We start from the raw sequence: 14,598 nt of genomic DNA, 5'->3' as shown, positions 1-14,598 counted from the left end.
AAATAGCATTTATTAAAGTGGTATGGCAGAAAACTCAGTTAAGCTTTTTTTCTCCTACTCGCACAAAGATGAAGAGCTACGAGACGAATTGGCAAACCACCTGAGCATTTTAAAGCAGCAGGGTGTAATCTCAAGCTGGCATGATAGAAAAGTCTTACCGGGAGCAGAATGGGATAGCCAAATTAATGAAAAATTACTCGCGGCTGATATTATTTTGTTGCTGATTAGTGCAGATTTTATAGCTTCTGACTACTGCTGGGATGTTGAAGTAAAAACAGCGATGAAACTTCATAATGAAGGCCAAGCTTGTGTTATCCCGGTTATTTTGAGAAAAGTTGATTGGACAGGCGCACCATTTGGTAAACTGCAATTTCTCCCTAAAAATGCTCAACCTGTAACTAGCTGGCCAATTCGGGATGAAGCTTTCGATAACATCGCTCAGGGTATTCGTAGAGTGGCGGAAACCTTGATAATTCAACGTCAGCAACAGTTAGCGCAACAGCAAATTGCCAGAAATATCAATCGTTATAAAGCAAAGGTTGAAGAAATTTTATCTGTGGATGGAACGATTTCCTTACCTTCCAGAGATACACTCAATGAACTAAGGGAAGAACTAGGATTAACCTATGAACACGCTAAAGATATTGAACAAAGAGCTTTTGAGCCATATGTAATTTATCAACAGAAGCTGCGAAAATACGAAGAAACTTTTAAAAAGGTAATTGAGTCAGAATACCCTCTCAATAGCAGAATTGAGAGGGATTTAGAACTCAGACAAAGAGATTTAGGTATCAAACCTGAAGATGCTAAAAGAATTGAATTACCTATTCGTTCCCAGGCAGAATCGAAATATTATCAAACAAAATTACAAGTTAACTTACAAGAACCTGTAGAAGCATCCAATAATTCCCTTAAAAATACAATTAATAACCCACAAAATCCTCATCCAATACAAGAATCAAATCCTGTAAAACCTCATGTTGAGGAAACTAGCGAATTAGAGACAGAAGCAAATAATTTGAACTTAGCAAATAAGCTCAATATTGAAAGTAAAAATCTGCTCAAGAATGTTATAAAAGTTGCTAATAATGTATCTGATCAATGGGGTATTTCCTCAGATAAAAATATTGTTACCGACATAGCCCAAAAAGGAATATCCCAAATCAAAGAAGCCTTAGAAAAATCTTATCAAGAAAAACTACAACGTTATCAGCAGGAACTATCGCTTGTTTTCAGGATTGATTATCCTCCAAGCGAATTGACTAATAGTAATTTGAAAAAAACACAAAAATCTTTAGGACTTGCAGATAAAGATGTAGAGATAATCAAGCAGCAGATTACCTTACCCAACTATAAAAATTACCAAATAAATTTGCCTATCGACAAACCTCTAAATTGGCAACCTCAAATTGCTCTAACAGCAAACTTAGGTGATATTAAAGCTGTAGCTACTAATTCTGTAGGGACAATAGTCATCAATAGTGATGGGCAAAAAGTTAATATTTGGGAGGTAATATCTGGAGAATTGCTCAGAACTTTAACTGGACATACAGATATAGTTACCACCATTGATTTAAGTGCAGATAATCAAATATTAGTGAGTGGTAGTGCTGATAGGACTTTTAAAACTTGGCATTTAAGCACAGGTAAGCTAATTCGTACTTTCACCGGACATTCAGATTGGGTGACTACAGTCGTGATTAGCAAAGATGGCAAGATTATTGCTAGTGGTAGTGCAGATCAAACTATCAAACTTTGGTATATGTCTAATGGCAATTTATTTCATACCTTGAAAGGTCACACAGGTTTTGTTCGTGCCATTGCGATTAGTAATGATAATCAGTTACTAGCTAGCGGCAGTAATGATAGAACAGTAAAAATCTGGAACTTAGCCACTCGTCAATTGCTTAGAACCTTGGAAGCACACACAGGTTTTGTGCGTTCTGTTGCTATTAGTCCTGATGGGAAAACTATCGCTAGTGCAGGTGAAGAAGGACATATCAAAATCTGGGATGTAGTTACTGGAGAATTAAAAGCAAATCTGACAGAACATATCGGTAATGTTGCATCTGTTGCAATTACGGCTGATGGCAATAGATTAATTAGTGGTGGTGATGATAAAACACTCAAAGTATGGAGTTTAGTAACGGGGCAATTAGAAAACAGCTTAGAGGGACATATTGGACGAATCTTATCCGTTCGCAGCAGCTTGGATGGCTATACTTTGGTGAGTGGTGGTCAAGATAAATCTGTTAGAGTATGGAGCCTGAAAATAGGTCTTTAAGTCTTGAGTTTAAGTAGATTAATTATATGGAATATATCATTGTACTTCTCTTTACTGGTGTGATTACCGCTCTGATTGCACAGGGCAAAAACAGACGCGCGTTAGTTTGGTTTCTCTGTGGATTTGTTGTAGTCGGTTTGTTCATTATTCCCTTTCTTTCTTCTTTAAGAAAATGCCCCAATTGTGGTAAAGCCATAGAAAGAGAAACAAAAATATGTGGTTACTGTGGTCATAATATGCTTTAGTTGCAAGTCACACGAAAATACTAAGGAATTCCTGCTAATTGAAAGATTTGCTGTGGTGTGAGTTGTAAATCTGCCAGTAATTCATCAGCTAAACTAGCTTCGCCGCTTTTAGTTTGGGGTTTGGCATCAGGATAAAAAACAGTTACAGTTTTAGCTTTGGTATCTATCACCCAAACTCTCATCACACCCGCATCTAGATAATCTGTGGCTTTAGCTGCCATCTCACCGAAACTTTGGCCAGGAGAGATAATTTCAATTACTAAGTCTGGGGGTATGGGACATGGTTCATCTTCAACGACATCATTCGCAAGGCGTGAGAAGGAAACAAATAATAAGTCTGGTACAGGAACCCAGTCTCGTCCCTGACGTTTTAGAGTAATTGCCCACTCAATACCAACCTCCCCCCGGTTTTGCGCCCAAGGTGTTAAAAGTGCATATATTGTGCCTGTTACTCTGGAATGAAATCTTTTTGGTGCCATTTTAGGTTTTAATTCGCCATTAACTAATTCGTAGGTGATATCGCCTTCTGGTAAGGCGAGGAATTCGGCGAGTGTGAGTTGAGCTTTAAGTTGAGTCATACATCTACTCTCAATCCATAACTCCATATATCATAAAAGATGCCACAGGCGCGATTAGTTAAAGTCAATGCGATTAATTTTGTACAGTAAACCCGGTTGTCATTTGTGTGAAGGCTTGCAAGAAAAGCTAGAACAGATCCAAAACTTGACATTTGAGTTAGAGATTCGTGACATTACTACCCGTGAAGATTGGTTTAATGTCTATCAGTATGAGATTCCCGTTTTGCATTTAATCCAGTCTGACGAAGAGAAAGCACAAGCTTTACCCCGTCCTTCTCCCCGTGCTAGCGTGCAGCAATTAGAGCAAATGTTGTGTAAGTATTTAGCCAAGACGGAAAAAAATAATGCAGAATAAGCGCAAGAATAGTGAGTGCCGAGGTTCACAAAATGAAATTGCGGGAATTACTAGCGACAGTTGACGGTGTGGAAAAACTACCTCCTGCTTTTGTGGATGCTGAAGTCCAAGGATTAAAGACCAACTCCCATGCTTGCGGTGCAGGGGATTTGTTTATTGGGATGCCTGGAACCAGGGTAGATGGTGGGGAGTTTTGGCCAAGTGCGATCGCATCTGGTGCAGTAGCAGCGATAGTTTCTCCCCAAGCTGCACAAAAAAATCCTCCGACAGATGAGGCTGTTGTCATTAGTGCTAACGACATGACCAAAGCTTGCGCCCAAATTGCGGCAGCGTTTTACGGATACCCAGGACAGAAACTCAAACTAGTGGGTGTAACGGGTACTAATGGTAAAACTACTACCACCCACCTGATTGAATTCTTGCTAAACAAAGCCCAATTACTGACAGCTTTAATGGGGACTCTCTACACCCGTTGGGCTGGTTTTGAGCAAACTGCCGCCCACACCACACCCTTTGCGGTGGAACTACAACAGCAGCTAGCCCAAGCTGTCAAAGCTGGCTGTGAATTTGGGGTGATGGAAGTCAGTTCCCACGCTTTAGCCCAAGGGCGGGTTATGGGTTGTCCCTTTGAGGTGGGGGTGTTTAGTAACCTCACCCAAGACCATTTAGACTATCACCACGATATGGAAGATTATTTCGGGGCTAAGGCTTTGTTATTTAGCCCCGAATATCTCAAAGGACGAGCAATCATTAATGCTGATGACCCCTACGGTAAACGCTTAATTGCCGCATTAAACCCTGAAAAGGTATGGAGTTACAGCGTTAATGATGCTAGTGCTGATTTGTGGATGAGTGATTTAAACTATGAACCCAATGGGGTAAGTGGCACTCTCCACACACCAGTAGGTGAAGTTAGTTTTCAATCTCCTTTAGTCGGTCAATATAATTTAGAAAATCTTTTAGCAGCTGTAGGTGCGGTTTTACATTTAGGCTTAGATTTGCAGCTAGTCGCCGCCGCCATCCCCGAATTTCCTGGAGTTCCCGGACGGATGGAGAGGGTGCAGATTAATCCTCACCAAGAAATTAGCGTCATTGTCGATTATGCCCACACCCCCGATAGCTTAGAAAACTTACTCAAAGCCGCCAGACCATTTATTCCAGGGAAAATGATTTGTGTATTTGGCTGTGGAGGCGATCGCGATCGCACCAAACGCCCGAAAATGGGCAAAATCGCCGCCGAGTTAGCAGATGTGGCGGTAGTCACCTCTGATAATCCCCGCACAGAAGACCCCGAAAAGATTTTAGAAGATATTTTGGCAGGCATACCCGACACTGTACAGCCGATAGTAATTTGCGATCGGGCCACCGCCATCCGTACCGCCATCCTCCAAGCCCAACCAGGAGACGGCGTATTACTTGCAGGTAAAGGTCACGAAGATTACCAAATCCTCGGCACAGAAAAAATCCACTTTGATGACCGAGAACACGCCCGCGAGGCTTTGCTAGCTAGAGATTAGTAAATTAGGGAATTGGGCATGGGGCATAGGGCATAGGGAATTGGGCTTAGGGAATTGGGCATAGGACATGGCAATAAAAATCTACCTTGTCTACCTTGTCACCCAATCCCCAGTCCCCAATCCCCAATCCCCAATCCCCAGTCCCCAATCCCCAATCCCCAGTCCCCAATCCCCAATCCCCAATCCCCAATTAATACTTTTTAAGTATTTTAGGTGTCAAAAAGTATATAAATAAGTGAAAATCAATGAGATGATGAATTCCTCTATCCCTTTGACTTTTTATTTGTCGTGTTTAGCCCATGAATGACTCTCTGCACAAGGATTTTTCAGTTTATCAACTAGCTTTAGGAGTAGAATTCCCTTCCCAGGCATTTGCTCTTAATCCTGCGACGCTGCTATCACTGGTGAGAGCAACAATTGATTTACTGATTGAAGGGCAGATTAATGCAACCATATGGTTTAAACTTCCTCCTGGAAAAATTTGGTATGCCGAATTAATTAGATATCAGTCATCAGTGAAAACGGCTAATTCCATTTACGATTGTCAAATTAAGGAGAAGAAAACCGAATCAGAGGATGAAGCAGATTTAAATTCTTCATCTTCTTTGTTTTGTCGCCCAATCAATCTATCAGCAATACCAAATAGTCATATTAGTTGCGAATATTTTATTATAGTTATATCTGAAAATTTTGCTAGTTTAATTGCAGCATATCAGCCGACAAAAAGAGATACAAGTAACATTATTAGTCACGCCAATACAACTAAAAGTCAACCTTTATCAACTATAGTTAGTGTTGATACAAAAGTAATTCAACAGGTGCTAGATGGATTAAAACAAGAGATTTCATCAGAGATTGAGACAATTCCCTACACCGATTTTGTTGTGCCATCTGTATTAGAACTAACATTAGTTAGTAAGCTGCTAGCCAAGCAAATTCAGCGACAAGATGAAATTAATCGGCAGATTAGAACGGAACGTATTGCTAAATTAAAGGAAAAAAATCAGACATTACATAAGAAAGAGCGACTAAAAGACGAATATTTGAGTAATGTTTGTCAAGAGTTGCGGACACCGTTAACTCAAATCAAAACAGCCTTGTCGTTGTTGAATTCACCAAATATTAAACCCAACCAACGACAGCGTTATTTACAGATGCTCAATAATCAGTGCGATCGCCAGAGTATTTTAATCACCAGTCTACTGGATCTTGTAGAACTAGAACATACATTAGAAAATACCACCTTAGAGTTAGTCAAACTTGCAGATATTGTCCCTGGAGTAGTCAGCACCTATCAACCCGTAGCCCAAGAAAAAGGTATCATGCTGGCCTACACCGTACCCACCGATTTACCCTCTGTTTGGTGTGTCAGTGGTGGACTCAAGCAAATAGTCATTCATTTACTCAACAACAGTATTAATTTCACTAATAATGGTGGTCAAGTTTGGGTGAAAGCCAGAGTTCAAGGTGAATATGTGCAGTTAGAAGTCCGTGATACAGGTGTGGGAATTGCTGAAAGTGAAATCCCCAAAATCTTTGACTGCTTTTATCGTGTACGTTCAGGAGTCAACGACGAAATCAACGGTGCAGGTTTAGGACTAACAATTGTGCAGCGATTGTTATGGAATTGTGGGGGTTCAATTAATGTGAAAAGTAAAGTTGATGAGGGTTCTGTATTTACAGTCCAGTTGTTACCAGAAAATAGTAAAATGATGAGTTCAGGGAAGCTCAATATTTAAAAGTATTATGTCACTGCAAGTTTACGGAATTCCTAACTGTGGTACTTGTAAAAAAGCTCTGACTTGGCTACAAAACCACAATATTGCATACGAGTTTATTAATACCAAAGAACATCCACCAACTGCTGATCAGATTACAAATTGGGTAAAATCTTTGGGTGCAGCACCTATGCGTAATACCTCTGGTCAATCTTACCGTGCTTTGGGTGAAGAGAAGAAAACCTGGACTGATGAACAATGGATTGCAGCATTTACTCAAGATGCAATGTTACTCAAGCGTCCGCTTTTTGTAAAGGATGGTAATGCTGTGTTGGTAGGTTTCAAAGATGAGTTAGTAGCCAAGGAAAAATTATTATCTAATACATAATTTATCACTGTTCATCATATTCACAATCCGACTTGATGAATAATCATACACAAAGTAGTTGAATTGCTATAAATGCTCTAAAAATTTGATGACTGTGTACAATGAATCACAAGTATACACAGTTTCACCATTTTTAATAACTTGCCATATAACTCCTTGATCATCTGCTTTAATTTCCACAGTTAATGGCATCTTTGCAGAATTTATGCTGTTGTCAACTATAAACCCCACTCTTTGTAAAGCGCGAATAGTCCAAATACTGGCGACACCATCACCGATAACATGAACTTTTCCCTTGACTGGGGTATGTAAATGAAACTCCCCAGAAAACATATCAAACTCCACACCTTCACTACGGAAAGTATTAGCAAAAGCACCACTTAACACCAAATCTTCTGGTGCGCCAACCTGTAAAATTCCCTCAGATGTTAATAACCAAATTTGATCAGCCAGCCGCAAAGCTAAATCTAAATCATGGGTAGAGAGTAAAATTGCTTGCTGATTTTCTCGTGCTAACTGACGCAACAATTGCATAATTTCCACCCGTCGTGGTAAATCTAAAAATGCTGTTGGTTCATCCAATAACATCACCATCGGCGACTGCGCCAAAGCACGCGCAATCATAATTTTTTGACGTTCACCATCACTTAGTTCGCTAACTTGACGCGCAGCTAAATGTAACGCACCCACAGATTTGATCGCCCAATGTATAATCGCTTCATCTTCAGGCGTTAATTTTCCCCACCAGTCGGTGTAAGGATGTCGTCCCAAACTCACCAGAGTATAGGCTGATAACATTCCCACATCCACCCTTTCCGTCAGCACCAAACTCAACCGCTTGGCTAAATCCTGGGGTGCTAACTGATAGATATCATCACCCAAAAGCCGCACCTCACCCGCAATAGGTGGTTGCATTCCGGCGAGCGATCGCAGTAAAGTAGACTTACCCGCACCATTCGGCCCCAATAAACACACCAATTCCCCAGCTTCCAGACATACGGAAATATCCCTCGCCACACACCGCACATTTTTGCGGGATGTTTGATAACCGATAGTCAAATTTTGAGTTGTTAAAATTGGATTACTCATGACGGGAAAGATTTTTGGGAATTACGCCGCAGAATTACCCAAGTGACAACAGGAGTTCCAATCAAAGCCGTAATTGCATTTAAAGGTAAAACCATCTGACTCACCGCCATTTGGGAAAATAAATCAGCCACCAAAGCCAATATTCCCCCCATAATCATCACCCCAGGGATTAAAATCCGATGATCGGAACTCATAAATAAACTGCGACACAAATGCGGAATAGCCACACCCAAAAATGCGATCGGCCCGCAAAAAGCCGTAATTCCACCAGCTAAAATAGAAGCACTACTAATAATAGAAAACCTAGCTTTCTCCACCGTCAAACCCAAACTCCGCGCGTAAGCTTCCCCCAACAACAGCGCATTTAAAGATTTCGATTGCAACACCGCCACCAATAAACTTAAAACTATCACCGAAATTAACACAATTAACTGTTTCCAAGTTACTCCGGCGAAGCTACCAAAAGTCCACATAATATAACTTTGAATCCGTTCTTTAGAGCTAAATTGCAATAAAATACTCACAATTGCACTGGTAGCATAACCAAACAATAAACCCAAAATTAGCAGCGTCATCGTCTCTTGTACCCGACGCGCCACCACTAACATTAAACCCAAAACCGCAGCCGCACCAAGACTAGCAGCTATCACCAACCCAAAATCAGTAATAATTCCCAAATCATTTAATAAAGTTGGTGTCGCCACACTTGCAGTTAACACCACCAAAGCTACACCTAAACTTGCACCAGAACTAATTCCTAACACAAAAGGCCCCGCCAAGGGATTTTTAAACAGAGTTTGCATTTGCAACCCACTCACACCCAAAGCCGCACCCGCTAAAGTTGCAGTCACAGCTTTCGGAAGTCTAAATTTCAGAATAATATTTGCCCAAGTTGCTTTTTCTGGTTCTTGTCCCAGTAAAATATTGATAACTTCCTGAATCGGAATAGACACAGATCCCAAAGCCAAATCTAGTAAAAATGCAACAACCAGAGCGATAATTAACAAGAAAAATACTAAAGTTTTGATAGAAGTAGATTTAAAAAATATTAATAAATTAGACGGCAGATATTTAAGTAACATTATTTGCTAAATTTCCGATAATAAAACAATTGATGATTCGGTAATATTTCGGGATGCAGGATTTTAATTAAATCTGCAAGCACAATATCCGGGTTACTAATTCCCCCTTCCCAGTAATCATTACCACCATTCGCATTTAAACGTCCATTGTTATTATAAAGATTGCCCGTTTTCACAGCTTGAAAATCACCATAACGGTTATCTTCTGCGATTAAATCCTTGACACTTCGCCAAGCTTGGCTAAAATTCAACCAATAATCAGCATTAGCAGCACGTTCTAAAACCACTTCAAAAGAAAGTGGTAAACTACCATTAGATTTATCATCACTCCAAAGATAATTTCCTCCCGCATCAGCCAGATATTTAGCAACATAACTATTACCAGCCGGCATAAAACAAGTACCTTTAAAGTTAAAACCAACAAATACACTCGGACGGTTTTTCACAGATTGAGCTTTTGCGGCTATTTGTGTATATCTAGTCGCAATTTCATTAAATATCTTTTCGGCTTTGGCTTCTTGATTAAAAAACAAAGCCGTAAATTTTAACCATTCACTTCTCCCCAGTGGTGTATCTTCCATATACTCAGCATTTATCCCCACCTTCAAACCCGCTTCTGTGAGTTTGCTATAACTATCAGTTTGGGAATTACCTGTACCGAATGTTGTTACTAAGTCTGGATTTAATGCTAATAATTTTTCAATATCTACATTGGAATTACTGCCGACTTGGGTCATATTTCCGGCTTTAACTTTCTCAACAACTTCAGGTGTATTGACTTGATTAATATTACTCACTCCAATTAATTTATCAACTACACCTAATTTTGCTAAGTGGGGTAAATGTGTAGTTGAGAGAGAAACTATGGAGTTGATAGGAACTGTAATTACTTGCGCTTTCTTAAATCCTTGGGGTGTGGGAGTTCCGCATTGAACTAAAACATATTGAAATTGAGTTTTGGCATTTTGCCAAGGGTTTTTGATGGTGACTACTTTGTAATGTTTGTGATATTCTACCGCCAAACCTCTGGCGTGGGTGATTTTAATTTTATTGGGAAAGTAATCTTGATTGGGGTTATAGTTGGGGGTGCAAGTGTTAGTTGATGTGTGAATTTTGGTGTGATTACAGGCGATGATGAGGGTGGCTATAAGGAATAATTGACAGAGGAAAATGATTAGTTTTTGGTAGGGGAGTTTTATCATTTTTATCTCACGCAGAGACGCAGTTCGCTGAAAGCGTTCCCGAAGGGTGGCGCAGAGAGAGAGTTAGGGGGTTTGTGGTGGGTAGAGGTTTTCGGTGATTTTTTTACCTTGAATGAGGTGTTCGTCGACTATATTTTCGGCAACTTTAGGGTTAACGCGAGTGTACCAAGTTCTATCATTAGAATAAAAAATAACTGGGCCGAGTTGACATACTTCTAAACAGCCGGATGTTCTGACTTCGATATCTAAACCTGCATTTTCTACTGCTGATTTTAAAGCATCAAATGTAGGTTGCCATTTGCGAGAAGGTAGACAGCGTGTAGAGGTACAAACGGAAATATAGGAATGTTTGAGAGGATTTTTGTTAAAGGGTATGGGTTTTTTACCTAATACATAAATATCTCGCAAATCTTGATAAAGAGCTAACTTATCTAGATTTGGTTTACCCTCCGGTAATAAATTTTCCCCATCTACCAAAGGATTAGGTAATAAAATCGTCATCAATTGTTCATTCGCACCATTCCAAAACTGAATCCCCCAACTTCTAGGATTTCCTTCTGTATTAAACCGCCGATAAAAAGCCGCACGGGAAACTAAACGTTGCTTCCTCACTTCCACAGGAGTTTTACACAAAGGCCCACCAAAATTAGTATCAATACATAAATGTAAATGCCAACCCTCAGTAGCCACCGTCAAATAGCCATCATAGAGAATACAAAGCTTTGGTGGTGCATTAAATTCCAACTCCAAAACACTACCTTGAACAATATGAGCAATCCCCACCTGCTGCCAATTCTGTTCAAACAAAGTATAAACTAACGATGCTAAAACATCACTCCCACAATCAAAATATTCATATTCAATAAACCCCTCCGTAGCTAAATCTTCCTTAACTACCTCATTAACTGGTGTCACCCAACAATTAAACTCACTCATTTCTAACTCTCCTCTCTTGCCTCGTGCGCCTCTGCGTGAAAAACTCTTTAAAACCGAGAACCCAACCCAACCTGAAAAACCCTCCCCCCATCAGGATAACCAGGAAACAACTGATAACGCTGATCCAACAGATTATCCAAACTCCCAGTTAAAATTAAACTATCACTAATCGGCACACGCATCTTTAAATCAAAAGTCGTATAACCCGAAAGAAACTCTGTATTAATATTATTAGTTGGATACCCATTTAAAGAATTCATCAACACACCAAAATACCAACCTTGAAGATTTTCATAAGACACACCCAAATTTAATTTATCCGCACCTGCAAACCTTAACTCCTTATCAACCTCCGCCGGATTAGCACTTTCTAAAATACGCGGATCATTTGCTGTATAATTAACAAAAGCATAGACATTTCTCGCTAGTTGTAAATTTAACGAAGCTTCAATTCCCGTAGTTTGTACTAACCCGATATTTTCCCAAGTCCCTGTATTGCCATTTACAGGCGGCGTGAGTCTTTTAAAAGCAATTGTATCAGAAACACGGTTACTGAAAAATGTCAACCTCAACAAGCCAATATTCCCTAATTTTTGGTCAATCCCCACATCAAAACTATCTCCTTGTTCTGGCTTGAGGTCAGGATTACCAATATTAGTAGGATTATTATTAAATAAATTGGCGATCGTCGGCGCACGGAAGTTTCTGATATAGTTAGCTCGGATTGTAGTTGCATCTGAAACTGCAAATTTTGCCCCTACTGATGGCGATGTAAATGAACCATTCACCAAACTACTAAAATCTTGCCTTACTCCTAAATTCATACTAAAACTAGGAGAAAAGTTAATTTCATATCTCCCAAAAATTGCCCCTTGACCTATGGCATCATCATAATTTTCTCTGGTGATGTTTGTACCATAATTAAATGTAGTGTTCTGCACATTGGTATTGCGGTAATCAAAGCCATAAACTAAAGTCTGGTTCTTGGCAACATTCCAATTATGGGTAACTTGAATACCATAGGAATCCTGTTTAGTATCAAAGCGGTTTTGAGATGTAATTGTACCGCTACGATTATCAAAACGAGTGTTGAGAAAGTCAGCATAAACTCTCGCTGTTAAAAGTGAATCATCGCCGCTTCCTAATTTGGAGTTCCAGGTTAAATCTGTAAGAACTTGGTCTGTGTATTTGCGATTATTGTCAGTCAGAGAGTTAAAAAATCCCTGTCCAAATTGGGGGAGAGGAATGGGTACACCTCCTGGTACTCCCTGTTCTTTCCCTAAATATAAGGTGGAGAGGGTTAAGGTGTTGCGTTTACCTAAATTTGCCTCTAATTTGACATTAAAGTTATTAAAGAGTGCGTCATTATTCGTTCTTGTTCCCTCAAAGTTAGCTTCAGGAATACGAAAGCGATAATTATTTTGTGCTTGAGTCCGGCTATATCCAACTACCCAAGATATATCACCGGATTTTCCACTATTTTGAATGCTTTGTTGGTTGAGTCCATAGGAACCGAAATTAACTTTGGTTTCTGTGGTAATTTGCTCTGTAGGACGACGGGTAACAATATTAATTACCCCACCTATTGCGTCTGAACCATAAAGTGTTGAACCACCTCCGGGTAATACTTCAACTCTTTCAATATTATTAGTGGTAAATTCTGATAAATCGAAACCACCACCGCCTAAATTATTAATTGGTCTACCATCCAATAAAATTAAAACTTGTCCGGTATTAGAACCGCGAATAAATTGACCACTTAAAGCATTTACTTCTGTCCCAACTGTACCGTCACCTAAAATACCAGGAAGAAATCGCAGTGCTTCTTTGACGGTTCTTGCACCTTGCGCCTCCATTTCTTCGCCAGTGATGACATACACCGGACGTGTGGAATCTTTGACTGTTCCTTCCCGACGAAAGGGGGAAAACACAGGTTCATTGAGGAGTTTGTCAATAACTGTCAGTTCAATATCTGGTTCTTGTTCTTCTGCCTGTGCAGTTTCTGTAGCGATGATGCTGGAATTTCCCCACAGCATCCCTGCGGTGATACTCACGCTAGAGATGATAAGTTGAGTTCCCCATCTGGCGATAAATTGATTACGCATTAGTAATTTCAGCCACCTGTATAACTAAAAAATTTTGTTGTCACTAAAGATTTGAGGTTTTTTGCAAAAACTCTCAGCCAGGAGGCAACTTTGATAATGATTATTATTATTATGCTTGGAGTACAATTTGCAAGCTAGTTTCTCAGCTTGTAGTAAGCACTTTAGTGCTGGGAGTTTTGAGGACTAAAGTCCTTACTACGAACTTGATTAACTACTGGTGTTGGATTAACAGCAATTACGATGTAATTTTGTCCATTTACTGAGGGGTGGAATTTTGGCTAAGATGCCTCTTTTTAAAGCTTCTGGACGCTCTGACCAAGGTAGTAAACCATCTGGTTTGGTATAGTATTGAGTGGCACATTGCAAGATGGCGGATGCACTACCATCAACTGCTAAATTGCCAAAAAGATAGGTGAGTTTCGCTTCGGCTTGGAAGGCGACAACGCAAGCATGACTGCAAGCACTCATACATTCAACACCTTGAATGGAGAATTGATTTTGCAATTCCCAAGTTTGTGCAAGTTGTTGTAGTTGTTGTAATAGCTGCTGTCCGCCACTTTCACCAACCCGCTTGCCATCTTGCCACACACTAGCGCAGGTTGTGCAGACGAATAAAGTATGTTGTTTGTTGTTCATTAATTTTGAAACATTGCTGATGAAGACAAGAAATACACGCCAGAATCTCTGGGTTTGCGAGAATTACAGGCGCAAACCTGGCTAGAGATTATGTAAATATGTAAAAGGCACGGTTATACAAATGGTTTTCAGGCTTGTATCTATAACCTTGTGTCAGTATTGATATTTGTAGGGAAAAGTCTACAATCTCATAGAAATTGCGATCGCGTGGCTTGGGTTTGCAACTATGAGAAATTTACACTTCTTAATGAAGAGAGTATGAGTGAAGTTATTCATCTGTACCTCGCAGATGGGAGTTGGTGATCATTTCGGCGGGCATTCTGACTTTGAAGCGTTCGCTTCATTACAGCTGCGGGACAGTGCCGGATTCACACCGGGCTTTCCCCGTTACCTCTGATGGCTGTTCCCCACCAGAACCGAGTTGCTTGTGGCTAGATGATACCACAGTTATGAGCTAAATTGC

Annotated in this window: 13 protein-coding genes and 1 riboswitch; of the genes, 6 read left to right on the top strand and 7 right to left on the bottom strand. The window is 40.0% G+C overall.

The genetic code is table 11. The features are described 5' to 3' along the window. The first annotated feature begins 22 nt into the window (after positions 1–22). Entirely contained in the window at positions 23–2,284 is a 2,262-nt protein-coding gene (locus tag ACQFX9_RS06945) for a TIR domain-containing protein (RefSeq protein ID WP_427161325.1), read from the top strand. Positions 2,285–2,310: 26 nt separating this feature from the next. Continuing rightward, positions 2,311–2,529 (top strand): zinc ribbon domain-containing protein, encoded by a 219-nt coding sequence (locus ACQFX9_RS06940; RefSeq protein WP_427161324.1) that lies wholly within the window; start codon positions 2,311–2,313, stop codon positions 2,527–2,529. 20 nt (positions 2,530–2,549) lie between these two features. Here the strand turns inward: ACQFX9_RS06940 and ACQFX9_RS06935 are convergent, their stop codons facing one another. Then, positions 2,550–3,107: a Uma2 family endonuclease gene (locus tag ACQFX9_RS06935; protein ID WP_427161322.1), complete on the bottom strand. Its 558-nt coding sequence runs from the start codon at positions 3,105–3,107 to the stop codon at positions 2,550–2,552. Between the two features lie 67 nt (positions 3,108–3,174). Between ACQFX9_RS06935 and ACQFX9_RS06930 the strand changes: the two genes are divergently transcribed. From ACQFX9_RS06930 to ACQFX9_RS06915, 4 genes are all read left to right on the top strand, one after another. Further along, positions 3,175–3,462 carry a glutaredoxin family protein gene (locus ACQFX9_RS06930; RefSeq protein WP_427161320.1) on the top strand — a complete coding sequence of 96 codons (288 nt, stop codon included), beginning with the start codon at positions 3,175–3,177 and terminating at the stop codon, positions 3,460–3,462. 32 nt (positions 3,463–3,494) lie between these two features. Next, a complete protein-coding gene (locus ACQFX9_RS06925; protein ID WP_427161319.1) occupies positions 3,495–4,979 on the top strand; it encodes a UDP-N-acetylmuramoyl-L-alanyl-D-glutamate--2,6-diaminopimelate ligase in 1,485 nt (494 codons plus the stop codon). A gap of 299 nt (positions 4,980–5,278) precedes the next feature. After that, complete coding sequence (locus ACQFX9_RS06920) at positions 5,279–6,718, top strand: DICT sensory domain-containing protein (protein ID WP_427161317.1); 1,440 nt, start codon at positions 5,279–5,281, stop codon at positions 6,716–6,718. A 7-nt stretch (positions 6,719–6,725) separates the two neighbouring features. Then, on the top strand, positions 6,726–7,085 hold the full coding sequence (locus tag ACQFX9_RS06915) for a Spx/MgsR family RNA polymerase-binding regulatory protein (protein WP_427161315.1): 360 nt from the start codon (positions 6,726–6,728) through the stop codon (positions 7,083–7,085). A 66-nt stretch (positions 7,086–7,151) separates the two neighbouring features. On the opposite strand, the gene ACQFX9_RS06910 is transcribed toward ACQFX9_RS06915, so the two are convergent. The 6 genes from ACQFX9_RS06910 to ACQFX9_RS06885 all read right to left on the bottom strand — a co-directional run bounded on the left by ACQFX9_RS06910 (position 7,152) and on the right by ACQFX9_RS06885 (position 14,135). Further along, positions 7,152–8,174, bottom strand: a complete 1,023-nt coding sequence (locus tag ACQFX9_RS06910; protein WP_427161313.1) for an ABC transporter ATP-binding protein — start codon at positions 8,172–8,174, stop codon at positions 7,152–7,154. After that, positions 8,171–9,256 (bottom strand): iron chelate uptake ABC transporter family permease subunit, encoded by a 1,086-nt coding sequence (locus tag ACQFX9_RS06905; protein ID WP_427161312.1) that lies wholly within the window; start codon positions 9,254–9,256, stop codon positions 8,171–8,173. Before ACQFX9_RS06905 ends, ACQFX9_RS06910 begins: the two co-directional genes overlap by 4 nt. Continuing rightward, positions 9,256–10,458: an ABC transporter substrate-binding protein gene (locus ACQFX9_RS06900; RefSeq protein WP_427161310.1), complete on the bottom strand. Its 1,203-nt coding sequence runs from the start codon at positions 10,456–10,458 to the stop codon at positions 9,256–9,258. Before ACQFX9_RS06900 ends, ACQFX9_RS06905 begins: the two co-directional genes overlap by 1 nt. A gap of 63 nt (positions 10,459–10,521) precedes the next feature. Next, positions 10,522–11,394 (bottom strand): (2Fe-2S) ferredoxin domain-containing protein, encoded by an 873-nt coding sequence (locus tag ACQFX9_RS06895; protein ID WP_427161309.1) that lies wholly within the window; start codon positions 11,392–11,394, stop codon positions 10,522–10,524. Positions 11,395–11,441: 47 nt separating this feature from the next. Beyond that, positions 11,442–13,499 (bottom strand): TonB-dependent receptor plug domain-containing protein, encoded by a 2,058-nt coding sequence (locus ACQFX9_RS06890; RefSeq protein WP_427161307.1) that lies wholly within the window; start codon positions 13,497–13,499, stop codon positions 11,442–11,444. A 225-nt stretch (positions 13,500–13,724) separates the two neighbouring features. Next, positions 13,725–14,135, bottom strand: a complete 411-nt coding sequence (locus ACQFX9_RS06885; protein WP_427161306.1) for a DUF1636 family protein — start codon at positions 14,133–14,135, stop codon at positions 13,725–13,727. 293 nt (positions 14,136–14,428) lie between these two features. Further along, a riboswitch (cobalamin riboswitch) is annotated at positions 14,429–14,571 on the bottom strand. Positions 14,572–14,598: the final 27 nt, after the last annotated feature.

It is taken from the genome of Aliinostoc sp. HNIBRCY26, assembly GCF_050235535.1.
Classification (GTDB): domain Bacteria; phylum Cyanobacteriota; class Cyanobacteriia; order Cyanobacteriales; family Nostocaceae; genus Trichormus.
This window is presented reverse-complemented; position numbering and strand designations above follow the sequence as displayed.

What these genes read in the sequence shown, in the direction of transcription:
- ACQFX9_RS06940 (WP_427161324.1), top strand. Translation starts at nt 2,311, where the DNA reads ATGGAATATATCATTGTACTTCTCTTTACTGGTGTGATTACCGCTCTG.
- ACQFX9_RS06935 (WP_427161322.1), bottom strand. Translation starts at nt 3,107, where the DNA reads ATGACTCAACTTAAAGCTCAACTCACACTCGCCGAATTCCTCGCCTTA.
- ACQFX9_RS06900 (WP_427161310.1), bottom strand. Translation starts at nt 10,458, where the DNA reads ATGATAAAACTCCCCTACCAAAAACTAATCATTTTCCTCTGTCAATTA.
- ACQFX9_RS06920 (WP_427161317.1), top strand. Translation starts at nt 5,279, where the DNA reads ATGAATGACTCTCTGCACAAGGATTTTTCAGTTTATCAACTAGCTTTA.
- ACQFX9_RS06915 (WP_427161315.1), top strand. Translation starts at nt 6,726, where the DNA reads ATGTCACTGCAAGTTTACGGAATTCCTAACTGTGGTACTTGTAAAAAA.
- ACQFX9_RS06925 (WP_427161319.1), top strand. Translation starts at nt 3,495, where the DNA reads ATGAAATTGCGGGAATTACTAGCGACAGTTGACGGTGTGGAAAAACTA.
- ACQFX9_RS06945 (WP_427161325.1), top strand. Translation starts at nt 23, where the DNA reads ATGGCAGAAAACTCAGTTAAGCTTTTTTTCTCCTACTCGCACAAAGAT.
- ACQFX9_RS06890 (WP_427161307.1), bottom strand. Translation starts at nt 13,499, where the DNA reads ATGCGTAATCAATTTATCGCCAGATGGGGAACTCAACTTATCATCTCT.
- ACQFX9_RS06885 (WP_427161306.1), bottom strand. Translation starts at nt 14,135, where the DNA reads ATGAACAACAAACAACATACTTTATTCGTCTGCACAACCTGCGCTAGT.
- ACQFX9_RS06910 (WP_427161313.1), bottom strand. Translation starts at nt 8,174, where the DNA reads ATGAGTAATCCAATTTTAACAACTCAAAATTTGACTATCGGTTATCAA.
- ACQFX9_RS06895 (WP_427161309.1), bottom strand. Translation starts at nt 11,394, where the DNA reads ATGAGTGAGTTTAATTGTTGGGTGACACCAGTTAATGAGGTAGTTAAG.
- ACQFX9_RS06930 (WP_427161320.1), top strand. Translation starts at nt 3,175, where the DNA reads ATGCGATTAATTTTGTACAGTAAACCCGGTTGTCATTTGTGTGAAGGC.
- ACQFX9_RS06905 (WP_427161312.1), bottom strand. Translation starts at nt 9,256, where the DNA reads ATGTTACTTAAATATCTGCCGTCTAATTTATTAATATTTTTTAAATCT.